The organism is Streptomyces sp. ISL-94, assembly GCF_018614075.1.
Lineage (GTDB): Bacteria > Actinomycetota > Actinomycetes > Streptomycetales > Streptomycetaceae > Streptomyces.
Map to the genome: position 1 here is coordinate 60690 of NZ_JAGGOZ010000010.1, position 23861 is coordinate 84550.

Here is a 23861-nt window from a genome sequence, read left to right on the forward strand (position 1 = left end):
CCGTGTCCTCCCGTGCCCCGTCTCGACCGTCACTCAGGGTTGTCGGCGAGCGACCTCGCCGCCCTGACGCAATGCGCCTGCACCGCGCGCGCGTAGGCGGGTGAAGCGCCCGCCAGACCGCACGACGGGGTGACCACGACGGACTCCGCCAGAGTCCCCGGGGCCAGCCCCAGCCTGCGCCAAAGCTTCCTGACACCCATGACGCTACCGGCAGGGTCTGACAACGGACCGTCGGTGCCCGGCACCACTCCGGCGAAGAGTGTCGTACCGCTTTCGACGGCCTCTCCGATGGTGTCGTCCTCGCGCTCCGTGAGCAGGGAGAAATCGAACGACACGCCCGTGGCGCCGGCGCGCCGCAGCAGGCCGAAGGGGACCTCGGGCGCGCAGGAGTGCACGATCACGTCCCCGTCGTGGACGGCGAACAGCTCCCGCAGCGTCCCCTCGACGACCTGCCGGTCGACGGCCCGGTAGGTCCGGTAGCCGCTCGCGGAGCGCACCCGCCCGAGCAGGACTGCGGTGAGCGAGGGCTCGTCGAACTGGAGCACGATCTCGGCCCCGGGGATGCGCCTGCGTACGTCGGCCAAGTGCTCGCGCAGCCCCTCGGCGAGCGATCCGGCCAGGTCGCGGCAGGCGCCGGCGTCCTGGAGCACGGCCTCGCCGCCGTGCAGTTCGAGGGAGGCGGCCAGGGTCCACGGCCCGACGGCCTGGACCTTGAGCTTGCCGGCGTACCCCTGGGTGAACTCCTCCAGGGCGTCGAGGTCCTCGCCGAGCCAGGACCGGGCGCGCTTGCTGTCCCGCCCCGAGCGGTCGCTCACCCGCCAGCCGCTGGGCTCGACGTGCGCGTACATGTCGACGAGCAGCCCGAGGGAGCGGCCGATCATGTCCGCGCCGGGCCCGCGGGCGGGCAGCTCGGCGAGGTAGGGGAACTCCTCGAAGGAACCGGTGACGGTCTTGGCGGCCTCCCGGGCGTCGCCGCCGGGGAGCGATCCGATGCCGGTCGCGCTCGCGGTCATCGGCCGGGCCTCACGCTCAGGTCGTTGACCTCGGCGTCGCGGGGCAGGTCGACGGCCATGACGATCGTCGTCGCGACGGACTCGGGGTCGATCCAGGCGGCGGGGTCGTACTCCTTGCCCTCCTGCGAGTGCACCTTGGCCTGCATGGGACTGGCCGTCCGCCCCGGGTACACGGAGGTCACGCGGATCCCGTTGCCCTTCTCCTCCTCGCGCAGCGAGTCGGCGAGGGCCTTCAGCCCGTGCTTGGAGGCGGCGTACGCGCTCCAGTCGGCGTGCGCGTGCAGCCCGGCGCCGGAGTTCACGAAGACGACGGTCGCCCGGGAGGCCCGCAGGGTGGGCAGCAGCAGCCGGGTGACCTCGGCGGGGGCGATCAGGTTCACGTTGAGCTGCTGGTGCCAGGTCTTGGGCCGCAGCTCACCGACGGGTCCGAGGTCCACGATCCCGGCGATGTGCAGCAGGGAGTCGATGCGCTCGGGGACGGCCTGCTTGGAGAAGGCCCACGACAGCCGGTCGGGATCGGCGAGGTCTCCTACGAGCGCCCGCGCGCCGGGGTAGCGCTCGACAAGCTGTTTGGCGCGGCCGGCGTCACGGGCGAGAAGGACGAGCTCGTCGCCGCGGGCGTGCAGCCGGGCGGCGACGGCGGCGCCGATGCCGGACCCGGCACCGGTGATCAGGTGAGTAGCCATACCGCCCATGCTCGCACCCCGCCCGGGCCGCCCGTCTCAGGTGTCCCGCATCGGGCCGATCACGGGAAAGTGGCCCGGTGGCCGACGGTCAGAGCCCCATGGCCCGCGGTCAGAGACCCCTGGCCGGCGGTCAGAGCCCCGCGGCCGGCGGTCAGAGCCCCGCGGCCGGCGGTCAGAGCCCCGCGGCCGGCGGTCAGAGCCCCGCGGCCCGCGGTCAGAGACCCCTGGCCCGCGGTCAGAGCCCGGCGGCTGCGCGCAGGGCGGCGGCCGTCTTCGAGGCGTCGTAGTCGGCCGGGACACCCTCGACCAGGATGATCTCGCCCGCGATGTGGTCGGTGCGCAGCGGGATGAGGGCCTGGTAGGCGTCGGAGTCGTACCAGGCGCGGGCCTTCTCGATGTCCGGGAAGCCGATGATGGCGACCGTGCCGGGCCAGGGGCCCTCCTTGACCTCGACCTCCTTGCCGTGGACCAGGAAGCGGCCGCCGAAGGGGTCCATGGTGGCCTGGATCTCCTCGATGTAGCGGAGGATGTCCTCGTTCATCGTGTCGGGGCGGATGTGGCCGATGGCGTAAGCGGTCATGATGGTCTCCCCCTTCAACCGGCCCGTCGGTTCGGGCCGTTGACCAGATCCTGCCAGCCCGGGGTGTCGGGGGCGATTACCCCGGAGGTCATGCCAGGGCGGGGCTCTGCGGCTGGAAGGTACGCCGGTAGGCGATCGGGGAGGTCCCGAGGGCGGTCCGCATGTGCTGGCGCAGGGAGCCCGCGGAGCCGAAGCCGGAGCGGTGGGCGACCAGGTCGACGGGGAGGTCGCTGGATTCCAGCAAGTGGCGTGCGATCTCCAGGCGTTGGGCGGTGAGCCACTGGACCGGCGTCATGCCGACCTCGTCGCGGAAGCGCCGGGTGAAGGTGCGCAGGCTCATCCGGGCGTGGGTGGCCAGCTCGCCCAGGGTGATCGGCTCGTCGAGGCGTTCCAGGGCCCAGGCGCGGGTGGCGGTGGTGGTGGCGACGGTGGGCTCGGGGACGGGCCGGTCGATGTACTGGGCCTGGCCGCCGTCGCGCCAGTACGTGGTGGCCCCGGCCCGGCACTTCGCCCGCAAGCCCGCCTCGCTGGACCACGTGCAGGCTGCCGCACTGCCGCTGGCGGCGCTGACCGCCTGGCAGGCGCTGGTGGACACCGCCGGCGTCTCGGCCGGGCAGCGGGTGCTCGTCCACGCGGCGGCGGGCGGCGTCGGGCACCTGGCGGTGCAGATCGCCAAGGCGCGCGGCGCGTACGTGATCGGCACCGCCAGCGCGAGCAAGCACGACGTCCTGCGCGAGCTGGGCGCCGACGAGCTGATCGACTACCGGTCGGTGGACTTCACCGAAGCGGTCTCGGACGTCGACGTCGTGCTGGACGCGCTGGGCGGCGAAACCGCCGAGCTCAGCCTGAAGGTCCTCAAGCCCGGCGGGCACCTGATCTCACTGCCCGGCCCGGACTCCGTCCCGGCCGCGGCCGACGGGGTGTACGCGGCTTGGGTGCTGGTCGAGCCGGACCTCAAGGGCCTGGAGGCGATCGCCGCCCTGTCGGACCAGGGCCTGCTCAAGCCGCTGGTCGACACCGTGCTGCCGCTGGCGCAGGCCGCGAAGGCCCACGAGATCGGCGAGCAGGGCCGGACCACCGGCAAGATCGTCCTGACGGTCGTCTGAGCGCTGCTCAGGCGGTGGCGGCGGCCGTGGCCCGGGTGGTCGTCGCGATGGTGGCGGAGCCGACCACGCGGGTGCCGTCGTAGAGGACGATCGCCTGGCCGGGGGCCACGCCGCGGACCGGCTCGGTGAAGGAGACGCGCAGTTCGCCGTCGACCAGCTCGGCGAAGACCTCGGTCTCCCCGCCGTGGGCGCGCAGCTGGGCGGTGTAGGTGCCCGGGGCGGCCGCGGTGGAGCCGCACCAGCGGGGGCGGATGGCGGTGAGGGCGGTGACGTCGAGGGCCTCGACGGGGCCGACGGTCACGGTGTTGTTCACCGGGGAGATGTCGAGGACGTAGCGCGGCTTGCCGTCGGGGGCCGGGTGGCCGATGCGCAGGCCCTTGCGCTGGCCGATGGTGAAGCCGAAGGCGCCCTCGTGGGTGCCGACCTTCTCGCCGGTCGCCTCGTCGACGATGTCGCCCTCGGCCTTGCCGAGGCGGTTCGCAAGGAAGCCCTGGGTGTCGCCGTCGGCGATGAAGCAGATGTCGTGGCTGTCGGGCTTCTTCGCCACGGCCAAGCCGCGCCGCTCGGCCTCGGCGCGGATCTCGTCCTTGGTGGTGAGGGTGTCGCCGAGCGGGAAGAGGGCGTGGGCGAGCTGCTTCTCGTCGAGGACGCCGAGGACGTACGACTGGTCCTTGGCCATGTCCGAGGCGCGGTGCAGCTCGCGGGTGCCGTCCTCGTTCAGGACGACGGTGGCGTAGTGGCCGGTGCAGACGGCGTCGAAGCCGAGGGCGAGGGCCTTGTCGAGCAGCGCCGCGAACTTGATCTTCTCGTTGCAGCGCAGGCAGGGGTTGGGGGTGCGCCCGGCCTCGTACTCGGAAATGAAGTCCTCGACCACGTCCTCGCGGAAGCGCTCGGCGAGGTCCCAGACGTAGAAGGGGATGCCGATGACATCGGCGGCCCGGCGGGCGTCGCGGGAGTCCTCGATGGTGCAGCAGCCGCGGGCGCCGGTCCGGAAGGACTGCGGGTTCGCGGAGAGCGCGAGGTGGACGCCGGTCACGTCGTGCCCGGCTTCGACCGCGCGGGCGGCGGCGACGGCGGAGTCCACGCCGCCGGACATGGCGGCCAGGACGCGAAGGGGGCGGGCGGTGCGCGGCAGGTTCTCAGTCATAGCACCGTCCAGAGTACGGGGGAACCGGGCGGGGCCACAGCGCGTTATCGGCTGTGGGGGGGTGGATCACGATGGTGACCAAGGGGAACGAGGCGAAGAAGCCGCCGGGAAAGAAGCCGGCGGGCAAGCCGGGCAGGACCCGCAGGGCCGTGCTCTTCGGGGGGCTCGGGATCTTCGCGGTGGCGGCGATCGCCGGCCGGGACGAGATCGGCCGGGCCTGGTGGCTGGTGCCGGGGGTGGGGTGGCCAAGCCGCGCAAGGAGGGCGAGCTCGACCACGCCGGCGCGAGCTGGACGTCGGCCTCGCCGGCGAACTGGCGGATGGCGGACCGGCCGGACGACTACCGCGTGGACCGGATCGTCGTGCATGTGACGCAGGGCGGCTTCGAGTCCTCGGTGGATGCCTTCAAGAACCCGTGGCACAAGGCGTCGGCGCACTACATAGTCGCCCAGGACGGCCACATCGAGCAGATGGTGCGCGAGCTGGACGTGGCCTTCCACGCGGGCAGCCGCTCGATGAACGAGCGCAGCGTCGGCATCGAGCACGTGGGCTTCGTGGACCGGCCGCAGGACTTCACGGACGCGATGTACGGGGCGTCGGCCCGGCTCGCGGCGGACATCTGCCGGAGGTACGGCATACCCGTGGACCGCAAGCACATCCTCGGGCACTCCGAGGTGCCGGGCGCCGACCACACGGATCCCGGCCGCCACTGGGACTGGAACCGGTACATCCGCCTGGTCGGCGAGGCGCTGGCCGCCGCTAGCTGAGGCCTGCTGTGCGGGCGCGCGCCACCGCCGGGCCGATGGCCGCGGCCAGGGCTGCGATGTCCTCCTTGGTGGAGGTGTGGCCGAGGGAGAAGCGCAGGGTGCCGCGGGCCAGTTTGGGGTCGGTGCCGGCGGCCAGCAGGACGTGGCTCGGCTGGGCCACGCCGGCCGTGCAGGCGGAGCCGGTGGAGCACTCGATGCCCTGCGCGTCGAGCAGCAGGAGCAGGGAGTCGCCCTCGCAGCCGGGGAAGCTGAAGTGGGCGTTGGCCGGCAGCCGGTCGACGGGGTCTCCCCCGAGGACGGCGTCGGGCACGGCCGCGAGGACGGCGGCGACCAGCTCGTCGCGCAGGGAGCCGATCTCGGTGGCGAACCGCTCGCGCCGCTCGGCGGCGAGGGTGGCGGCCACGGCGAAGGCGGCGACGGCCGGGACGTCGAGGGTGCCGGAACGGACGTGCCGCTCCTGCCCGCCGCCGTGCAGAACGGGTACGGGGCTCTGGTCGCGGCCCAGCAGCAGGGCGCCGATGCCGTACGGGCCGCCGATCTTGTGGCCGCTGACCGTCATGGCGGCGAGGCCGCTGTCGGCGAAGCCGACGTCGAGCTGGCCGAAGGCCTGGACGGCGTCGGAGTGCAGCGGGATCCCGTGTTCGGCGGCGATGTCGGCCAGTTCACGGACCGGCATGACGGTGCCGATCTCGTTGTTGGCCCACATGACGGTGGCGAGCGCGACGTCGTCGGGGTTGCGCTCGACGGCCTCGCGGAAGGCTTCGGGGTGCACGCGGCCGTAGCGGTCCACGGGCAGGTACTCGACCTGGGCGCCCTCGTGCTCGGCGAGCCAGTGGACGGCATCGAGGACGGCGTGGTGCTCGACGGGGCTGGACAGGACACGGGTCCGGGCCGGGTCGGCGTCGCGGCGGGCCCAGTAGAGGCCCTTGACGGCGAGGTTGTCGGCCTCCGTGCCGCCGGCGGTGAAGACCACCTCGCTCGGGCGGGCTCCGATCGCCTCGGCGAAGGCCTCGCGGGCCTCCTCGACGGTACGGCGGGCGCGGCGGCCGGCGGCGTGGAGGGAGGACGCGTTACCCGTGGCGGCGAACTGCGCGGTCATCGCCGCGGCGGCCTCCGGCAGCATCGGGGTGGTGGCGGCGTGGTCGAGGTAGGCCATGATCCCCCGATTCTACGAGTCTGCGCGGGGGCGGTCCGACCCTTCCGTTCCACGGGGGTCCGCGGGGGCCCGTGGAGCCCCGGCCGGCGGGGCGGGGCCGGGCCCTGCGGGGCGCCGTCGGCGGGACGGGGCCGGGCCCTGCGGGGCGCCGTCGGCGGGGCGGGGCCGGGCCCTGCGGGGCGCCGTCGGCGGGACGGTGCCGGGCCCTGCGGGGCTTGTCCCCTACCCGCCCTTCCGCCGTTCCCCGGGGCTCCGCCCCGGACCCTCCCCCGGGCTCCGCCCAGACCCGTGTCTCACACGCCGGCGAGGCTGCACATGCCCGGCATCGCCGGACGGAGTCCGGCTCAGTGGCCCGAAGCCGGGGAGGCCCGCCAGGGCCGAGCCGTGCGAGGGACGCGTCAGGAAAGGGTGCGCGGAGCGCGGGCCAGTTGACGGGACTGGGCTACCAGGTGGTCGGCCGTGTCCCAGACTTCGGCGTCCTCTTCCAGGAAGCCGCCGGCCAGGTTGCGGGTGGTGATCGAGATGCGGAGGGGGCCCGGGGCCGGGCGGCGGCGGATGTGGGTGGTGAGTTCCACCGTCGGGGTCCAGCCCAGCAGGCCGAGGTCGAAGGAGGTGGGCGGGAGGGCGTCCACCGCGAGGAGCATGGAGAGGGGGTCGGCGTCGCGGCCGTCGGCCAGTTCGAACCAGGCCCGCATCTCGCCCTTGCCCGAGGGCGCGCCGACGGCCCAGCCGGCGGTCGCGGGGTCCAGCCGCAGCCGGAGCCGGTCGACGATCGCGGAGCTGCCGGGGATCGGGGCCGGGCCGGCCTCGGGGCCGAGGCAGTCCTCGTAGGCGGGCATGACGGGCGGCACGGCCGTGGTGCGGACGTCGTCCGGGAGCGAGGCGAGGTCGCCGTAGGAGGCGAGGACGCGGATGCGCTCGACCTCGGCGCCGTTCTCGTCGTACTGGAACAGCGAGGCCTGGCCGGTGGAGAGGGTGCGGCCGACGCGGGCGACCTGGGTGCGGATCACGGCGGGGCCGGGCACCGAGGAGGTCAGGTAGTGGGCCGAGACGGAGAAGGGGTCCGGGTGCGGGAGGGCCGCCGACAGGGCCCGGCCGACCAGGGCGAGCAGGTAGCCGCCGTTGACGGCGGTGATGATCGTCCAGCCGGCGGAGAGCTCCGCGTCGTACACCCCGGGCTCGCCCGCGCGCGCGGTGATGGTGGTGTCGCGGTCGAACTCGCTGTCGCCGATGGATGCCTGGGCAGCTGCGTGTGACATGTGAACGACGGTACACCCGCTTGCTACTAAGCGGTAGCTTTTTCTACGACTCTTCGGCCACCGCCGAGCGTCGGTTCCAGGCCAGCGGGGCCCGCCAGTGGTAGCGCATGGCGAGGAGGCGCAGGACGAAGGTGGTGACGATCGCCAGGCCGGTGGTGAAGGCGTTGAGGGCGTCGAGGCCGATGAAGACGGCGACCATCGAGGCGCCGACGACCGCCGGGACGGCGTACATCTCGCGGTCGCGCAGCAGCGACGGCACCTCGTTGACGAGGACGTCGCGCAGGACGCCACCGCCGACGGCGGTGGCCAGGCCGAGCGCGGCGGAGGCGGTGAGGCCGAGGCCGTACTCGTACGCCTTGGTCGTGCCCGTCACGCAGAACAGGCCGAGGCCGGCCGCGTCGAAGACGTTGATGGCGCGGTTGATGCGCTGGACCTCGGGGTGCAGGAAGAAGACGAGCGCGGCGGCGAGGAGGGGGGTCAGGAAGAAGCTGAGCTCGCCGAAGGCGGCCGGGGGTACGGCGCCGATGACCAGGTCGCGGAAGAGGCCGCCGCCCAGGGCGGTGACGAGGGCGAGGACGGCGATGCCGAAGACGTCGAAGTTCTTGCGGACGGCGAGGAGGGCGCCTGCGGTGGCGAAGACGAAGATGCCGGCGAGGTCCAGGGCATGCTGGATCCCGGGCGGGAAGAGATCGTGGAGCACCGGCTCATTGTCGCCCGGCGGCGGGCCCACCCGACGCCGGGGCGGGACCCGGGCCCCGTCGGCCGCCGCTCCGCCGGAAGACCGGGCTGCGCCCGGCCCCTGGGGCTCCGCCCCAGACCCCACGCCTCAAACGCCGGCGAGGCTGGATTTACCTGGCGCGCCGCGGGGGTCCAAGCGGCGGCTGAGCTTGCCCCGCAGGCCGGACTTGCCCAGCGACGCCGCAGGGGTCCAAGCGGATCCTGAGCTTGCCCCGCAGGCCGGACTTGCCCAGCGACGCCGCAGGGGTCCAAGCGGATCCTGAGCTTGCCCCGCAGGCCGGACTTGCCCGGCGGCGCCGGAAAGAACCCGGGCGAGGCTGAATGTGCCCGGCGGCGCCGGAACGAGCCGGGTATGCCGACGGGGCCGGGGTGCGCCGTTGTGCGGCAAGCCCGGCCCCGTCGGCGTTTCGGCCGCTACTCCGAAACCGTGGCCACCGCGTCCGCCGCGCCCGGCAGGGGCTGGTCGCCCGGGGCCTGGTCGGGGGCGTTCTCCGGGTGGTGGCAGGCCACCTGGTGGCCCGTCTTGAGCGCCAGCAGCGGCGGTTCCTGCGTCGTGCAGATCTGCGTCGCCTTCCAGCACCGCGTGTGGAAGCGGCAGCCGCTGGGCGGCGAGATCGGGGACGGCACGTCGCCCTTGAGCAGGATGCGGCCGCTCTTGACGCCGCGCCGGCGCGGGTCCGGTACCGGCACGGCCGACATCAGGGCCGTCGTGTACGGGTGCATCGGCGCCTCGTACAGCGACTTGCGGTCGGCCAGCTCGACGATCTTGCCGAGGTACATCACCGCGATGCGGTCCGAGACGTGCCGGATGACCGACAGGTCGTGCGCGATGATCACGTACGTGAGGCCGAGCTCCTGCTGGAGGTCGTCCAGCAGGTTGACCACCTGGGCCTGGATCGACACGTCCAGCGCCGACACCGGCTCGTCCGCGACCACCAGCTTCGGCTTCAGCGCCAGGGCGCGCGCGATGCCGATGCGCTGGCGCTGGCCGCCCGAGAACTCGTGCGGGTAGCGGTTGTAGTGCTCCGGGTTGAGGCCGACGAGGGACAGCAGGCGCTGCACCTCCGCCTTGAGGCCGCCCTCCGGCTCGACGCCCTGCAGCTTGAACGGCGCGCTGACGATCGTGCCGACCGTGTGGCGCGGGTTCAGCGAGCCGTACGGGTCCTGGAAGATCATCTGGATGTCGCGGCGCATCGGCCGCATCCCGGCGACGCCGAGGTGGGTGATGTCCTTGCCCTCGAACTCGACGGTGCCGCCGGTCGGTTCGAGCAGCCGCGTGATCAGCCGGCCCATGGTCGACTTCCCGCAGCCGGACTCGCCGACGATGCCGAGGGTCTCACCGCGCCGGACGTCGAAGTCGATGCCGTCGACGGCCTTGACCGCGCCCGCCTTCCGCCGCAGCAGCCCCTTGGTGATCGGGAAGTGCTTGGTCAGGCCCGTCACCTTGAGCAGCAGATCGGGCTCCGGAGAGTCCGCGGCCTGCGCGGGGATGACCGCCGCTTCCGTCTTCTTGGTCTCAGGCGTGTCGGTCACAGCTTCGGCGCAATCTCTTCGGTCCAGATCCGGGTCCGCTCCTCCTGCGACATGTGGCAGGCGGACCAGTGGCGGCTGCCGTCCTCCGTGAGCTCCGGCCGTACCGTACGGGTCACATTGCCCTTGGGTACGTCGGCGTACGGGCACCGCGGGTTGAACGCACAGCCGCTGGGGATGTTGATGAGGCTGGGCGGCGAGCCCTTGACCGGGATGAGGCGCTCGGTCTGGTCGCGGTCGATGCGCGGCATCGAGCCCAGCAGGCCCCAGGTGTAGGGGTGCCGGGGCTCGTAGAAGACCTTCTCGGCGGTGCCCCGCTCGACGCACCGGCCGCCGTACATCACGAGGAGTTCGTCGGCCATCTCGGCGACGACGCCGAGGTCGTGCGTGATCATGATGACGGCGGAGCCGAACTCCTGCTGGAGATCCCGGATGAGGTCGAGGATCTGGGCCTGGACGGTGACGTCCAGGGCGGTGGTCGGCTCGTCCGCGATGAGCAGTTCGGGGTTGTTGACCAGCGCCATCGCGATCATCGCGCGCTGGCGCATGCCGCCGGAGAACTCGTGCGGGTAGCTGTCGACCCGCTTGTGCGGCTCGGGGATCCCGACGCGGTCGAGGAGTTCGACCGCCCGGGTGCGCGCCGTCTTCTTGTCGACCTTGTTGTGGACCCGGTACGCCTCGGCGATCTGCTGGCCGACGGTGAAGTACGGGTGCATCGCGGACAGCGGGTCCTGGAAGATCATCGCGATCTCCCGGCCGCGGAGCCTGCGCACCTCGTCCTCGTCGGCGGAGAGCAGCTCCTTGCCGTTCAGCCAGATCTCGCCGGAGATCCGGGCCCGCTGGCGGCCGTACTGGCCGACACGGTGCAGGCCCATGATGCCCAGCGAGGTGACCGACTTGCCGGATCCGGACTCGCCGACGATGCCGAGGGTCTTGCCCTTCTCCAGCGTGAAGGAGAGCCCGTCGACCGACTTGACCAGTCCGTCCTCGGTCGGGAAGTGCACCTTGAGGTCGCGGACTTCGAGGAAGGCGCCGGAGGGCTCCCCCGGGCCGACGGGCTCGCCCAGAGCTCCGGTCTTGGTCAGTTCGGTCATGACAGCCTCACTCGGGGGTCGATCACCGCGTACATGAGGTCAACGATGAGGTTCGCCGCGACGACGAAGAAGGCGGAGATCAGGGTGATGCCCAGGATGACCGGCAGGTCGTGGTCGCTGATGGCGCGGACCGCGCTGTAGCCGAGGCCGTGCAGCGAGAAGGTGGACTCGGTCAGCACCGCGCCGCCCATCAGGGCGCCGAGGTCCAAGCCCAGCACGGTCAGGATCGGCGTCATCGTCGAGCGCATCGCGTGCTTGCCGATGACGACCGGTTCCGTCAGGCCCTTGGCGCGGGCCGTGCGGATGTAGTCCTCGTTGAGGACTTCGAGCATGGTCGCGCGGGTGAGCCGCGCGTACATCGCCGCGTAGAGGAAGGCGAGCGAGACCCACGGCAGGACCATGCCGTTGAACCACTTGCCCGGGTCGTCGGCGAAGGCCGCCTCCGGCCGCCCGAACCAGCCGAGCTGGTCGGAGAAGAAGGCGATGAAGAGCATGCCCGTGAAGTAGATGGGGAGGGAGACGCCGGCGAGGGCGACGCCCATCGCCGAACGGTCGAGGACCGTACCGCGCTTGAGGGCGGAGATGACGCCGGTGGCGACACCGCCGATCACCCAGAGCACGACGGCGCCCGCGGCGAGCGAGAGGGTGACCGGGAGCCAGTCGAGGAGCAGCGGCCAGACCTCCTGCTCGGTCTTGAAGGAGTAGCCGAAGCAGGGCGCGGCGCATTGCGTGACGTCGGAGCCGTTGGCGTACGTGCGACCCGCCACCAGCCCGACGATGAACTTGCCGAACTGGACGAGGATCGGGTCGTCGAGACCCATCTTCTGCCGGATGCCCTCGATGGCGGCGGGGTCGGACTGCTTCCCGACGAAGTACAGCGCGGGATCCGTCCCGATCAGCTTCGGGAAGAGGAAGAAGATTCCGAAGGTCACCAGCGAGATGACCAACAGCATGACGATGACGGCGAAGATCCGTCGGGTGAGATATGCAAGCACTGCGCTCGGCCTGGCTGCGGCCCGGGGGCGCCCTCTTCTGGAGAGCGCCCCCATGCCGCAACCGCGGCCATCACCTGCCCTTCGTGCCTAGCGGGTGTGGCACTGGAACACTGGAAAGTGGAACTGAACCGGGTCTGGCGGGCTACTACTTGGTGACACCGAGCGACGCGTAGTCGTACCGGCCGTTGTAGGCGTCGGAGGTGTAGGCGTTCGTCAGCCGGGAGCTGCGCCAGGTGATCGTCTTGTCGTAGACGAAGGGCAGGTAGACCGCGGCCTCGGAGACCTTCTGGTTCATCTGCTTGTAGATCTCGCCGGCCTTGACCGGGTCGGTCTCCGCGATGGCCTGGTCGAACAGGGTGTTGATCGCCGGGTCGTTCAGCTCGGAGAAGTTGTTGTTGCCGCTCTGCAGGATGAAGCGGCCGTCGACCAGCGGCTGGGAGAAGCCCTGCCCGGTCGGGAAGTCGGCGCCCCAGCCCATGATGATGATGCCGTAGCCCTTCTCCTTGACGACCTTCGGCGAACCGATGATGCCGGAGGTCTGGGCGCCGTCGAACTGGTCGACGTCGGCCTCGATGCCGATCTGCTTCAGGGCGTTCTGGAGCGAGACGGCCGTGGCGATCTCGACCGGCTTGTTGTTGCGGACCGCGATGGTCGTCTTGAAGCCGCTCTCCTTGCCACAGGCCTTCAGGGCGGCCTTGGCCTTCTCGACGTTCGGCTTGCCGTCGTTCTTCAGGACCTCGTACGGGTCGTACTTGGTGTCGGCGCCCTTGATGCCCGCCGGGAGCATGTTGGGGGCGATGTCGCCACCGGCCTGCGGGCCGCCGCGGGCGGTCTGCAGGGACTTGTGGTCGGCGCCGTAGATGACGGCCCTGCGGCACTCGACGTTGTCGAACGGCGCGACGGTCGTCGGCATGACGGCGTACCGGATGAAGCCGGTCTGGCCGTTGTCCAGGTTGTCCTTGTGGTCCTTCAGCGCGGTGGCGCGGGCCGCCTGGCCGATGCCGGTCGCGTTGATGTCGACGTCGAACTCGCCGTTCATAAGGCGCTTGTCCATGTCGTCCGCGTTCGCCATGAACGTGACCGAGACGGAGTCCGGGAGCGCCTTGCGGATGGTGTCCGACTCGGGCTTCCAGTTCTCGTTGCGCGAGAGCTTCATGCTCTTGTTGGGCTCGTACGAGTCGATCTTGTACGGGCCGTTGGAGAAGGGCTTGAGGCCGTACTTGGCGGCGGTGTCCTTCTCCTGCTTGACCGGGCTCGCCGCCGGCATGGCCAGCATCTGCTCGAAGTCACCGTTGGGCTGCGGCAGGTGGAAGACGATGGTCTTCGCGTCCGGGGTCTCGATCGCCTTGAGGCCGAGCTTGTCCGGGGCGGTGTCCTTGTACGGGCCCGGGTACTCGGTCTTCGGGTCGAGGACCTGCATCAGGTAGACCGGGCCGCCGGAGATGACGTCCTGGGCCCAGGTGCGCTCGATGCCGTACTTCACGTCCTGGGCGGTGACGGGGGTGCCGTCCTCCCAGGTCACGTTGTCCTTGAGGGTGTACTTGTAGGTCTTGCCGCCATCGCTGATCTCGGCCTTGGCGGTGGCGAGGTCGGGCACCAGGTCGGTGCTCTGCTCACCCGGAGCAGCCTTGTAGCTGACCAGCTGACGCGTGTAGTAGCGGGCGAAGTCCCACATGAAGCCGTAGTAGCCGCGCTGCGGGTCCCACGAGTCGGCTTCCTGGGTGCCGACGAACTTGAGCTCGCCGCCCTTCTTGTCCGACGCGTTGGCGATCTTGCCTATGCCGGCGTTGAACCCGGCCGAGGCGCTCGACTTCTCGTCCTTGTCGTTGCCGCCACAGGCGGTCGCGGTCAGCATGGCCGCGAGCACGACGGCCGTGCCAGCGGCAAGCCTGCGCTTCGACGTGCGATGGGTAGTCACGATGCTCGCAACCCTCCGTTGTAGTTCCGGGTGTTCCGGTGTGCTTACGGCTCGAAGCCGGTTCCTGGTGTGCCCTGCGATGGCTAGCGGGAGCCCTTGGGGTCGAGGGCGTCACGGACGCCGTCGCCGAAGAGGTTGAAGGCCAGCACGGTGATGAAGATCGCTACGCCGGGGAAGATCATGAAGAGCGGATCGTCCTCGTAGGTCCGCACGGCCGTGGAGAGGGTCTCTCCCCAGGATGGCGTGGGCGGCTTGACGCCGACTCCGAGGAAGCTCAGGGCGGCCTCGGTCAGCACGTTGGTGGGGATCATCAGCGTCGAGTAGACGGTGATGGGCGCCACCAGGTTCGGGAGCAGTTCGCGGAAGAGGATGTACATGCGGCCCGCGCCGAGGCTGCGCGCGGCTTCGACGTACTCGCGCTCGCGCAGCGACAGGGTCTGGCCTCGGACGATGCGGCCGATGTACGGCCAGCCGAAGAAGCCGATGACCAGCACCAGTACGGCGATGCGCAGGCCCGATCCCTCGAAGCCCCACAGCTTGCTGGGGATGACGGAGATCAGCGCGATGATGAACAGCAGCTGCGGGAAGGCCAGCAGCAGGTCCATGACGCGGCTGATGGCAGCGTCGATCCAGCCTCCGAAGTAGCCGGCGACGATGCCGAAGACGGTGCCCAGCGAGACCGCGACGAAGGCGGACAGGAAGGCCACCAGCAGCGAGATCCGGGCGCCGTAGACGATCCGGCTGAAGACGTCGCGGCCGTTGACCGGCTCGATGCCCAGCAGGAAGTCGCCGTTCATGCCGCCCCAGTCGCCGGCCGGCAGGCCGAGCAGCGGGTCCAGCAGGTCCTCGTGCAGCTCCTCCGGCGGGTGGCCGAAGGCCTTGACGATCAGCGGCGCGAAGAGCGCGACGAGGATCAGGAGGAGCACGACGACACCGCCGGCCAGGGCGACCTTGTCACGCTTGAGGCGCAGCCAGGCGATCTGCCACGGCGAGCGCCCCTCGATCGCCTTCTGCGGAACTCCGGGGGCGTCCACGGCCGCGGGCTCGGCCGCGCTGGTGTCGTGCAGTGGTGCCGTCATCGTGGTGGGGACCCCTCTCGGCCGACGGTGGCCGGCCCATGCCCGCCGCTGTGGCGGCTTTGGTTCTTTCGGCGTCGCTGATGGTGCGATTGGCGCGAAATGCGCCTGAAGTGCACGTGAAGAACTGGTGCTTGCGGGATTGACCGGCCTTCGGTGGGGGGAGTCTTCAACGGCGTCTCAATCGCCCGCCAGACCTGCCGTCGATGTGATGCGCAACCGTGATCTGCGCCTACACCTTCCGTTATCCGAACCGCGCGCCCTGGTGAGCGGTGAAACGGTGCCCCTTCGACGCGGAACGGACATCCGGCCCAACTGCCATTTCGGGCGTGGTTCTTGGGCGGATTCGGCGGATATGTCGAAGGCCGCACCGGCGGGTCCGGTACGGCCTTCGAGGCGTATGTCTCAATATGTGGATGTGCTGTTCAGCCGCCGGGCAGTAGCCGGTCAGCAGGCGGTCAGTAGGCGGGAGCCTGGCCCTCGCGGTCGTAGAACGGGCGGGTCTGCGCGCGCAGCCACATCGCCACGGGGTCGTGCTCGTCCGCCAGGGCGACCGTGCACACCGGGACGCCCTCGGGGACCACGCCGACCGACTGCCGCATCATCTCCCGTACGGATTCCAGCGCGGGCGCGGAGGCGTCGTACAGGTCGAGCCCGACCGCGAGGTACGGCGACCCGAGCGCGGGCTGCACCCAGGCGCGGCGCAGCGACCGGACGGCCGGGGTGCGGTGGGCGTGCTGGGTCAGCAGCCCGTAGAACTGCGGGAGCTCGATGGCGGGCTCCGACAGCCGCAGCGGCCCGGCCGGCATCCGGTCCAGGCCGGTCGCGATGCGGCGCAGGTCGGCCCAGGGGATGCCGAGGCCGCCGCCCTGGGCGTGTGGGTTGAGCCACAGGCCCCAGCGGTCCGGGTACAGCGCGCGGGCGATGTCCCGGCCGATGACGACCTCGCAGCCGCGGTTCCAGCCGCTCGCGGCCAGCTCCTGCGGCGAGGTCACGCAGGGCGCGTAGCCCAGTCCCTCGACCTCCATGCCGCCGTACTGGGCGTCCGGGGAACCCGGCTGCCCCTGCCAGAGGAGCATCCACAGCCGGCCCTCGGAAAGGGCGTGCAGAAGCGACTCGTAGCCCTCATAGCGCCCCGGAGTCACCTGGCGCAGCATGTGCTCGACCTGCCCGGCCGCGGCCGTGCCTGACGCACTCACCCGGTACCCCTCTTCGTCCGCCCGTCGTCCACCCGTACCAACAGCTTAAGCGGCGCTACGCGAGGTAGAAGGGGCGTACGCGCTCACGAATCCAGTCCGTGACCGGGTCCTCGGCGGCGTCCAGGAGGATCAACTGCACGGGCCAGGGCGGCGGAACGCGGTTCAGGGCCCGGCCGAGGGCGTCCATCGGGGCGTTTCGCATCTCGGGCTCCCATCCCAGCAGGCGGACACCGATGAACAGTTCCGGCTCCCCGCCTTCGATGCTGGCGAGGCAGCGGTGGGCGGCGGCGACCACGCCGGTGGAGCGGAACTCCTCGGCGGCGGCGGCCAGGAAGTCCACCGGGTCCTCCTGCCAGTCGGGCTCGTAGAGCCGCACGCGGCCGCCGGTGGCCGGGCCGTCGAGGGGGGTCCGGCCGGTGCGGCACAGCTCCGCCACGGCGGGCGGGGGGAGCGGGACGCCGACGGCGCCCTCGGGGTTGACCGCGATGCCGAGCTGCGGGGGCAGGCCGCGGGCGAACTCGACGGCGGGGGCCACGGCGAAGTCCATGCCGGGGCCGACGCAGGCGTGGAACTGGGCCTCGGAGCTGTACACCGGCACGTACGCAGCCCCGGCGATCTCCATCGTGGGGAGGGTCAGCGCGCCCTGCTCGGGGCCGCCGCCCGCGGGAAGGGGCACCCACACCTGGCTGCGCCCGAGCACCTCCAGGATCCGCCCTCCGGCGTCCGGCTGCCCCAGCGCCGCTCCGAGCACCTGCTCCAGCTCATTCCCCGGCCAGCCGCTGCCCTGCATGTGCCGTTGCCTCCGTAGGTTCCGCGATGTGTCGTGCCGAGGCTGAGGCTATCGGGCCACCGGGGCTCCGCCCGTCCGGGGGACCCCCGCGGGGCGACACCAGTGCGGCGCCGCTGCCGGGGCTCCGCCCCAGACCCCGCGGGACCGGCGCGCAGCCCCGGGTGGGGGTCCCCGGACGGAGTCCGGGGGAGGTGCAAGGGCGGGTAGGGGACGGCTTCGCGCAGCGGCTACGGGTGGAACGCGATGCGCGTCACGGCGGCGGCCGAGCGGCGGTCCAGGAGCGTCGCCGAGGCGCAGCCCGCCGGGGGGCGGCCCGATTCGGCGTCGCGCAGGAGGCGGGTCACCGCCCCGCGGTGGCGGGCGAAGGCGTACGCCGAGACCCCGCGCCCCCGCGCCGCCTGGCCCGACAGGGCCTCCTCGGGGCTGGTGTCCAGGAGGAGCAGGTGCAGCGCCCGGCCCCGGCGGCGCGCGGCCGCCGCGAGCAGGCTCCGTACCCAGCTCTGCGTACCGCAGTCGTGCACGACGACCGAGGCGCCGGAGCGCAGGGTGCGCCACAGGCCCCAGTAGTGGGCGGCCCGGACCAGCGGGCGGTAGACGGCGTAGGGCAATGCCCCCGGCATGCGGCGCTCCCAGCGCTCGCGCGTGTCCTGGGAGTCGACGGCCCCGCCCTCGGCGGCCGTCCGCTTGATCAGCGTGCTCTTGCCGCCGCCCGGCAGGCCGGACACCACGACGATGTCCCCCGCGGCGAAGCCCAGCCGCTGCGGGCCCCGCGCCCCCGGGCCGCGGAGGTCGCGTACCGGACCGGCCGCCCCGCTCCGCACGCGCGGACCCCGCTGCGCCGGAACCGCCTCCACGGTCCCCGCAGCCGCCACTACTCCGAATCTCCGCACAGTGCTCGCCTCCCCCGAATCGGGTCCCGAGGACCCTTGCCCACTGAGTGTAAAGAGACGGTAATCCGGCGGCCCCGGTTCCGGTCCGGCCGCTTGAGGACCGCACGAACTTTCGGGCCCCCACCACCGATCACCACGGTGGCGTGCAATGATGTGCGCCATCTGGACCAACTGCATACCGGCCGCTTGAATCCGCGCGGGAGAGTCCCGGCACGCCGCAAGGCCGTGCGCGGGCGCCGAAGGAGCAAGAACCTCCCTTGAATCTCTCAGGCCCCGTACCGCGTGGATGAGGCAGATCTGAAAAGCGAGCTGCGCGTCGGCGCCGGCTCCACCCAAGGTGCAAGCCGAGGACCCCTGACAACCGGGGGAACTCTCGGCGAACCTCTCAGGTTCCGATGACAGATGGGGAGGACCCTCCTCGTCATGTCATGCCCTGGGACCCGGGAGCCACACCCATGAGCACTGCCCCCCGTCTGACCGCCCTCGATGCGGTGCACCGTTCGCTCGGTGCGACCATGACCGACTTCGCGGGCTGGGACATGCCGCTGCGGTACGGCAGCGAGCGCGACGAGCACAACGCCGTACGCACCCAGGCCGGCCTGTTCGACCTGTCCCACATGGGCGAGATCACCCTGACCGGCCCCGAGGCCGTCAAGGCCCTGGACTACGCGCTGGTCGGCAACATCTCCACCGTCGGCGTCGGCCGGGCCCGCTACACGCACATCTGCCAGGAGGACGGCGGGATCGTCGACGACCTGATCGTCTACCGCCTGGGTGAGACCGAGTACATGGTCGTCGCCAACGCCTCCAACGCCCAGGTCGTGCTGGACGCGCTCACCGAGCGCGCCGCCGGCTTCGACGCCGAGGTCCGCGACGACCGCGACGCGTACGCGCTGCTCGCCGTCCAGGGCCCCGAGTCCCCCGGCATCCTGGCCTCCCTCACCGACGCCGACCTGGACGGGCTGAAGTACTACGCCGGCCTGCCGGGCACCGTCGCGGGCGTGCCCGCGCTGATCGCCCGTACCGGCTACACCGGCGAGGACGGCTTCGAGCTGTTCGTCTCCCCCGAGCACGCCGTGGAGCTGTGGCAGGCGCTGACCAAGGCAGGCGAGGGCGTAGGCCTGGTCCCGGCCGGCCTGTCCTGCCGCGACACCCTGCGCCTGGAAGCGGGCATGCCGCTGTACGGGCACGAGCTGAGCACCTCCCTCACCCCCTTCGACGCCGGTCTGGGCCGCGTCGTGAAGTTCGAGAAGGAGGGCGACTTCGTCGGCCGCGCCGCGCTGGAGGCCGCCGCCGAGCGCGCCGCCGGCAACCCGCCGCGCAAGCTCGTCGGCCTGATCGCCGAGGGCCGCCGCGTCCCGCGCGCCGGCTTCCCGGTCGTCGCCGACGGCCAGGTCGTCGGCGAGGTCACCTCCGGCGCCCCGTCCCCGACGCTGGGCAAGCCGATCGCGATGGCCTACGTGGACGCGGCCCACGCCGCGCCCGGCACCTCCGGCGTCGGCGTCGACATTCGCGGTACGCATGAGCCGTACGAGGTCGTCGCCCTGCCGTTCTACAAGCGGCAGAAGTAGTCCTTGTGGGAGGCCTGCCGCCCGGGTGTCCCGTGCGGCGGCGTCCCAGTACCCAAGACCGCAGTTCGTATCCACTCCCCGCATCCAGGAGAATCAGGCCATGAGCACCCCCCAGCAGCTGCGTTACACCAAGGAGCACGAGTGGCTGTCGGACGCCGAGGACGGCGTCGCGACGGTCGGCATCACCGAGTTCGCGGCCACCGCGCTCGGTGACGTCGTCTACGCCCAGCTCCCCCAGGTCGGCGAGACCGTGACCGAGGGCGAGACCTGTGGGGAGCTGGAGTCGACCAAGTCGGTCAGCGACCTGTACTCCCCCGTCTCCGGTGAGGTCGTCGAGGCCAACCAGGACGTCGTGGACGACCCGTCCCTGGTGAACTCCGCCCCCTTCGAGGGCGGCTGGCTGTTCAAGGTGCGTCTCTCGGAGGAGCCCAAGGACGTGCTCTCCTTCGGCGAATACACCGCTCTCACCGCCGGTAACTGACCCCAGGGGATCCTGATGTCCGTACTGAACACCCCTCTCCACGAACTCGACCCCGACGTCGCCGCCGCCGTCGACGCCGAGCTCGTGCGCCAGCAGTCGACCCTGGAAATGATCGCGTCGGAGAACTTCGCTCCGGTCGCCGTCATGGAGGCCCAGGGCTCGGTCCTGACCAACAAGTACGCCGAGGGCTACCCCGGCCGCCGCTACTACGGCGGCTGCGAGCACGTCGACGTGGTCGAGCAGATCGCGATCGACCGCATCAAGGCGCTGTTCGGCGCCGAGGCCGCGAACGTCCAGCCGCACTCGGGTGCGCAGGCGAACGCCGCCGCGATGTTCGCGCTGCTGAAGCCGGGCGACACGATCATGGGCCTGAACCTGGCCCACGGCGGTCACCTGACCCACGGCATGAAGATCAACTTCTCCGGCAAGCTCTACAACGTGGTCCCGTACCACGTCGACGAGACCGGTCACGTCGACATGGCCGAGGTCGAGCGCCTCGCCAAGGAGTCCAAGCCGCAGCTGATCGTCGCCGGCTGGTCCGCCTACCCGCGCCAGCTGGACTTCGCCGCCTTCCGCCGCATCGCGGACGAGGTCGGCGCGTACCTGATGGTCGACATGGCGCACTTCGCCGGCCTGGTCGCCGCGGGTCTGCACCCCAACCCGGTGCCGCACGCCCACGTCGTCACCACCACCACGCACAAGACCCTCGGCGGTCCGCGCGGCGGTGTCATCCTGTCGACGCAGGAACTGGCCAAGAAGATCAACTCCGCGGTCTTCCCGGGTCAGCAGGGCGGCCCGCTGGAGCACGTGATCGCCGCCAAGGCCGTGTCCTTCAAGGTCGCCGCCTCGGAGGAGTTCAAGGAGCGCCAGGTGCGCACCCTGGAGGGCGCGAAGATCATCGCCGAGCGCCTGGTGCAGCCCGACGTCACCGAGGTCGGCGTCTCCGTCCTCTCCGGCGGTACGGACGTCCACCTGGTCCTGGTCGACCTGCGCAACTCCGAGCTGGACGGCCAGCAGGCCGAGGACCGGCTCCACGAGATCGGCATCACGGTCAACCGGAACGCCATCCCGAACGACCCCCGCCCGCCGATGGTCACCTCGGGCCTGCGCATCGGTACGCCGGCGCTCGCCACCCGCGGTTTCGGCGCCGAGGACTTCACCGAGGTCGCCGAGATCATCGCGGCCGCGCTGAAGCCGGCCTACGACAGCGAGGACCTGAAGGCGCGCGTCTCCGCGCTCGCCGCGAAGTTCCCGCTGTACCCGTCGCTCTAGGCAACGGCTTGGGGGGCGGCCCGGCCTTGTTTCGCACGAGGCCGGGCCTTCCCCGTGGCCCCGCACCCGCGGTTTTGAACGTCGGGACCGCGACAGCCGCCGTACAGGCCGGTGTAACCGGCCCGCACACGAACTGACGTACGCTGATGAACCGGGCAAGGGCGCCCACGAGGTGCCCTTTGCCCGCAATCCCTGCAAAGTCCGCCCTCTCCGTCGGGCCGCCTCGCCACCCTGCGAGAGCGACTGGACGGTCCGTTCCCCGCCACTGCGGGGATGACCCGGGAGTCCGCAAACGTGGCCATTTCCGTTTTCGATCTCTTCTCGATCGGTATCGGGCCGTCCAGCTCGCACACCGTGGGCCCGATGCGCGCCGCCCGCATGTTCGTGACGCGGCTGAAGAAGGACGGCGTACTCGCCCAGACGGCATCCGTCCGGGCCGAGCTCTTCGGCTCCCTCGGCGCGACCGGCCACGGCCACGGCACCCCCAAGGCGGTGCTGCTCGGCCTGGAGGGCCACTCCCCCCGCACGGTGAACGTGGAGACGGCGGACGGCGAGGTCGAGCGCATCCGCAAGAGCGGCCGCCTGCGCCTGCTGGGCGCGGAGATAGGCGACGTCCACGAGATCGCCTTCGACGAGCCGAACCAGCTGATCCTGCACCGTCGCCGCTCGCTGCCCTACCACGCGAACGGCATGACGCTCTTCGCGTACGACGACGCGGGCACCCCGCTGCTGGAGAAGACCTACTACTCGGTCGGCGGCGGCTTCGTCGTCGACGAGGACGCGGTCGGCGAGGACCGGATCAAGCTCGACGACACCGTGCTGAAGTACCCCTTCCGCTCCGGCGACGAGATGCTGCGCCTCGCGAACGAGACCGGCCTGTCGATCTCCTCGCTGATGCTGGAGAACGAGAAGGCCTGGCGCACGGAGGACGAGATACGCGAGGGCCTCCTGGAGATCTGGCGGGTCATGCAGTCCTGCGTCTCGCGCGGCATGTCCCGCGAGGGCATCCTCCCCGGCGGCCTGCGCGTCAAGCGCCGGGCGGCCTCCACGGCGCGCCAGCTGCGCACCGAGGGCGACCCGATGATGCACCGCAGCGAGTGGGCGACGATCTACGCGATGGCGGTCAACGAGGAGAACGCGGCGGGCGGCCGGGTCGTGACCGCCCCGACGAACGGCGCGGCGGGTGTCCTGCCGGCGGTGCTGCACTACTACGTGAACTTCGTGCCGGGCGCGGACGAGGACGGCGTGGTCCGCTTCCTCCTCGCCGCGGGCGCGATCGGCATGCTGTTCAAGGAGAACGCCTCGATCTCCGGTGCCGAGGTCGGCTGCCAGGGCGAGGTCGGCTCGGCGTGCTCGATGGCCGCCGGCGCCCTCGCCGAGGTCCTGGGCGGCACCCCGGAGCAGGTCGAGAACGCCGCCGAGATCGGCATGGAGCACAACCTCGGCCTCACCTGCGACCCAGTCGGCGGCCTCGTCCAGATCCCCTGCATCGAGCGCAATGGCATGGCGGCCGTCAAGGCCGTCACCGCCGCCAAGATGGCCATGCGCGGCGACGGCAGCCACAAGGTCTCCCTCGACAAGGTCATCAAGACCATGAAGGAGACCGGCGCCGACATGAAGGTGAAGTACAAGGAGACCGCCCGCGGCGGTCTCGCGGTCAACGTCATCGAGTGCTGACGCAGCTCGCGCAGTAGTCGTACGCGGTAGTGGTACCCAGGGGCCCGGCGCGCGCCGGGCCCCTGACGCATCCTGGGGCTACGTTCGGAGCTCCTTGAGGCACGCCTTGGCGGAGCCGTCCACGGCCGCGTCCAGCGCCTGGAGGCTCTCGGGCGTGGGAGGCGTAGGCGCCTCTGCGGTCACGGCCACGTCGAACAGCAGGTTGCTGTCCCGGACCCGCCCACAGTGCCACCTGGACGGGGCGCGCACCGGCGATCGCCCACTTCCCGAGGCCCGCGGAACGACCCGTCCGCGCGGGGTGCAACCAACGGGTGTGCGGGGAGTGTCCTACGGGGTGACACCAGTCCCCGTCTCTCGAGAATCGAGGGGACGTCATGAACCATCCACGCCGCCGGCAGGTCACCGCACTGGCCTCGGGCGTTCTGCTCACCGCCGGGATCGCGCTCGCCGCGCCGGCCGCCACGGCCGACGCCACCGGCACCGGCACCGGCACCCGCACCACCCGGACCCCGCTCGTCGTCAATGCCCGCTGGGGCGGACACTGCACGTACGACCGGATCGTCATCGACCTGCGGGGACACGTCCCCCCGGTCACCGTCACCCCGGTCTCCCGGCTCTTCTACGACGGGTCCGGCAAGCCCGTCCCGCTCGCCGGGAAGTTCTTCCTGGAGATCCGCCTGCATCCCGCCGCCGCGCACGATGACGGCGGGAAGAGCGTCTACCGCGGGCCGAAGCTCATCAAGATCTATCTGCCCCAGCTCAAGGGTCTCGCCCTCACCGGCGACTTCGAGGGGTACGTCACCTTCGGCGCCGCCTTCGACTCCAAGCCGGCCTTCAGCACCCACAAGCTGCAGCACCCGGAACGGTTCGTCCTGGACATCGCGCACCGGAACGTCTGCTGCTGAGGGGCCGGACGG

The 23861-nt window shown here is 71.4% G+C and carries 20 protein-coding genes, 3 pseudogenes and 1 riboswitch; of the genes and pseudogenes, 7 read left to right on the forward strand and 16 right to left on the reverse strand.

Features of this window, described 5'->3' with window-relative positions; translation table 11 throughout:
* Positions 1–29: 29 nt before the first annotated feature.
* The 4 genes and pseudogenes from J7E94_RS03215 to J7E94_RS34140 form a co-directional block, all read right to left on the reverse strand.
* Positions 30–1013, reverse strand: coding sequence for a methionine synthase (locus tag J7E94_RS03215; RefSeq protein ID WP_215012116.1), 984 nt, complete (start codon positions 1011–1013; stop codon positions 30–32).
* Complete coding sequence (locus J7E94_RS03220; protein WP_215012118.1) at positions 1010–1699, reverse strand: SDR family oxidoreductase; 690 nt, start codon at positions 1697–1699, stop codon at positions 1010–1012. The genes J7E94_RS03215 and J7E94_RS03220 overlap by 4 nt, the downstream gene beginning before the upstream one ends.
* A gap of 235 nt (positions 1700–1934) precedes the next feature.
* Positions 1935–2279 (reverse strand): DUF1330 domain-containing protein, encoded by a 345-nt coding sequence (locus tag J7E94_RS03225; RefSeq protein WP_215012120.1) that lies wholly within the window; start codon positions 2277–2279, stop codon positions 1935–1937.
* Between the two features lie 88 nt (positions 2280–2367).
* Positions 2368–2760, reverse strand: a pseudogene (locus tag J7E94_RS34140) (helix-turn-helix domain-containing protein); the annotation flags it as partial.
* On the opposite strand from J7E94_RS34140, the pseudogene J7E94_RS03235 reads away from it, so the two are divergent.
* Positions 2759–3385, forward strand: a pseudogene (locus J7E94_RS03235) (NADP-dependent oxidoreductase); the annotation flags it as partial. The pseudogenes J7E94_RS34140 and J7E94_RS03235 overlap by 2 nt on opposite strands.
* A 7-nt stretch (positions 3386–3392) precedes the next feature.
* On the opposite strand, the gene mnmA reads toward J7E94_RS03235, so the two are convergent.
* A complete protein-coding gene (mnmA, locus tag J7E94_RS03240; protein ID WP_215012126.1) occupies positions 3393–4532 on the reverse strand; it encodes a tRNA 2-thiouridine(34) synthase MnmA in 1140 nt (379 codons plus the stop codon).
* Positions 4533–4603: 71 nt separating this feature from the next.
* Here mnmA and J7E94_RS03245 point away from each other — a divergent pair.
* Positions 4604–5298: pseudogene (locus J7E94_RS03245) on the forward strand (N-acetylmuramoyl-L-alanine amidase).
* Here J7E94_RS03245 and J7E94_RS03250 read toward each other — a convergent pair.
* From J7E94_RS03250 to J7E94_RS03300, 11 genes are all read right to left on the reverse strand, one after another.
* Positions 5291–6454 (reverse strand): cysteine desulfurase family protein, encoded by a 1164-nt coding sequence (locus tag J7E94_RS03250; RefSeq protein WP_215012128.1) that lies wholly within the window; start codon positions 6452–6454, stop codon positions 5291–5293. The pseudogene J7E94_RS03245 and the gene J7E94_RS03250 overlap by 8 nt on opposite strands.
* 398 nt (positions 6455–6852) lie before the next feature.
* Complete coding sequence (locus J7E94_RS03255; RefSeq protein ID WP_215012130.1) at positions 6853–7713, reverse strand: thioesterase family protein; 861 nt, start codon at positions 7711–7713, stop codon at positions 6853–6855.
* A gap of 43 nt (positions 7714–7756) precedes the next feature.
* Positions 7757–8413 carry a trimeric intracellular cation channel family protein gene (locus tag J7E94_RS03260; RefSeq protein WP_215012132.1) on the reverse strand — a complete coding sequence of 219 codons (657 nt, stop codon included), beginning with the start codon at positions 8411–8413 and terminating at the stop codon, positions 7757–7759.
* Positions 8414–8865: 452 nt separating this feature from the next.
* Positions 8866–9984 carry an ABC transporter ATP-binding protein gene (locus tag J7E94_RS03265; RefSeq protein WP_374224381.1) on the reverse strand — a complete coding sequence of 373 codons (1119 nt, stop codon included), beginning with the start codon at positions 9982–9984 and terminating at the stop codon, positions 8866–8868.
* Positions 9981–11075, reverse strand: coding sequence for an ABC transporter ATP-binding protein (locus J7E94_RS03270; protein WP_215012133.1), 1095 nt, complete (start codon positions 11073–11075; stop codon positions 9981–9983). Before J7E94_RS03270 ends, J7E94_RS03265 begins: the two co-directional genes overlap by 4 nt.
* The gene (locus tag J7E94_RS03275) at positions 11072–12070 is read right to left on the reverse strand and encodes an ABC transporter permease (RefSeq protein ID WP_215012134.1); all 999 of its coding nucleotides are present in this window, start codon (positions 12068–12070) and stop codon (positions 11072–11074) included. Before J7E94_RS03275 ends, J7E94_RS03270 begins: the two co-directional genes overlap by 4 nt.
* Before the next feature lie 145 nt (positions 12071–12215).
* Positions 12216–13988: an ABC transporter substrate-binding protein gene (locus tag J7E94_RS03280; protein ID WP_215012135.1), complete on the reverse strand. Its 1773-nt coding sequence runs from the start codon at positions 13986–13988 to the stop codon at positions 12216–12218.
* A gap of 83 nt (positions 13989–14071) precedes the next feature.
* Entirely contained in the window at positions 14072–15067 is a 996-nt protein-coding gene (locus J7E94_RS03285) for an ABC transporter permease (protein WP_215012136.1), read from the reverse strand.
* A 455-nt stretch (positions 15068–15522) separates the two neighbouring features.
* Positions 15523–16263, reverse strand: coding sequence for an enhanced serine sensitivity protein SseB C-terminal domain-containing protein (locus J7E94_RS03290; protein WP_215012137.1), 741 nt, complete (start codon positions 16261–16263; stop codon positions 15523–15525).
* Between the two features lie 55 nt (positions 16264–16318).
* Positions 16319–17053 carry an enhanced serine sensitivity protein SseB gene (locus tag J7E94_RS03295; protein ID WP_215012139.1) on the reverse strand — a complete coding sequence of 245 codons (735 nt, stop codon included), beginning with the start codon at positions 17051–17053 and terminating at the stop codon, positions 16319–16321.
* Positions 17054–17280: 227 nt separating this feature from the next.
* Positions 17281–17925: an AAA family ATPase gene (locus J7E94_RS03300; protein WP_374224382.1), complete on the reverse strand. Its 645-nt coding sequence runs from the start codon at positions 17923–17925 to the stop codon at positions 17281–17283.
* 205 nt (positions 17926–18130) lie between these two features.
* Positions 18131–18234, forward strand: a riboswitch (glycine riboswitch).
* 164 nt (positions 18235–18398) lie between these two features.
* On the opposite strand from J7E94_RS03300, the gene gcvT reads away from it, so the two are divergent.
* The 5 genes from gcvT (at position 18399) to J7E94_RS03325 (ending at position 23849) form a co-directional block, all read left to right on the forward strand.
* A complete protein-coding gene (gene gcvT, locus J7E94_RS03305) occupies positions 18399–19514 on the forward strand; it encodes a glycine cleavage system aminomethyltransferase GcvT (RefSeq protein ID WP_215012140.1) in 1116 nt (371 codons plus the stop codon).
* 100 nt (positions 19515–19614) lie between these two features.
* Positions 19615–19995 carry a glycine cleavage system protein GcvH gene (gcvH, locus tag J7E94_RS03310; RefSeq protein WP_215012141.1) on the forward strand — a complete coding sequence of 127 codons (381 nt, stop codon included), beginning with the start codon at positions 19615–19617 and terminating at the stop codon, positions 19993–19995.
* A 15-nt stretch (positions 19996–20010) separates the two neighbouring features.
* The gene (gene glyA / locus J7E94_RS03315) at positions 20011–21267 is read left to right on the forward strand and encodes a serine hydroxymethyltransferase (RefSeq protein ID WP_215012142.1); all 1257 of its coding nucleotides are present in this window, start codon (positions 20011–20013) and stop codon (positions 21265–21267) included.
* 294 nt (positions 21268–21561) lie between these two features.
* Positions 21562–22944, forward strand: a complete 1383-nt coding sequence (locus tag J7E94_RS03320; protein WP_215012143.1) for an L-serine ammonia-lyase — start codon at positions 21562–21564, stop codon at positions 22942–22944.
* A 374-nt stretch (positions 22945–23318) separates the two neighbouring features.
* The gene (locus J7E94_RS03325) at positions 23319–23849 is read left to right on the forward strand and encodes a hypothetical protein (protein WP_215012144.1); all 531 of its coding nucleotides are present in this window, start codon (positions 23319–23321) and stop codon (positions 23847–23849) included.
* Positions 23850–23861: the final 12 nt, after the last annotated feature.

Coding starts and splice junctions, on each gene's coding strand:
- J7E94_RS03215 (WP_215012116.1), bottom strand. CDS start 1,013: ATGACCGCGAGCGCGACCGGCATCGGATCGCTCCCCGGCGGCGACGCC.
- J7E94_RS03220 (WP_215012118.1), bottom strand. CDS start 1,699: ATGGCTACTCACCTGATCACCGGTGCCGGGTCCGGCATCGGCGCCGCC.
- J7E94_RS03225 (WP_215012120.1), bottom strand. CDS start 2,279: ATGACCGCTTACGCCATCGGCCACATCCGCCCCGACACGATGAACGAG.
- mnmA (WP_215012126.1), bottom strand. CDS start 4,532: ATGACTGAGAACCTGCCGCGCACCGCCCGCCCCCTTCGCGTCCTGGCC.
- J7E94_RS03250 (WP_215012128.1), bottom strand. CDS start 6,454: ATGGCCTACCTCGACCACGCCGCCACCACCCCGATGCTGCCGGAGGCC.
- J7E94_RS03255 (WP_215012130.1), bottom strand. CDS start 7,713: ATGTCACACGCAGCTGCCCAGGCATCCATCGGCGACAGCGAGTTCGAC.
- J7E94_RS03270 (WP_215012133.1), bottom strand. CDS start 11,075: ATGACCGAACTGACCAAGACCGGAGCTCTGGGCGAGCCCGTCGGCCCG.
- J7E94_RS03285 (WP_215012136.1), bottom strand. CDS start 15,067: ATGACGGCACCACTGCACGACACCAGCGCGGCCGAGCCCGCGGCCGTG.
- J7E94_RS03295 (WP_215012139.1), bottom strand. CDS start 17,053: ATGCAGGGCAGCGGCTGGCCGGGGAATGAGCTGGAGCAGGTGCTCGGA.
- gcvT (WP_215012140.1), top strand. CDS start 18,399: ATGAGCACTGCCCCCCGTCTGACCGCCCTCGATGCGGTGCACCGTTCG.
- gcvH (WP_215012141.1), top strand. CDS start 19,615: ATGAGCACCCCCCAGCAGCTGCGTTACACCAAGGAGCACGAGTGGCTG.
- glyA (WP_215012142.1), top strand. CDS start 20,011: ATGTCCGTACTGAACACCCCTCTCCACGAACTCGACCCCGACGTCGCC.
- J7E94_RS03325 (WP_215012144.1), top strand. CDS start 23,319: ATGAACCATCCACGCCGCCGGCAGGTCACCGCACTGGCCTCGGGCGTT.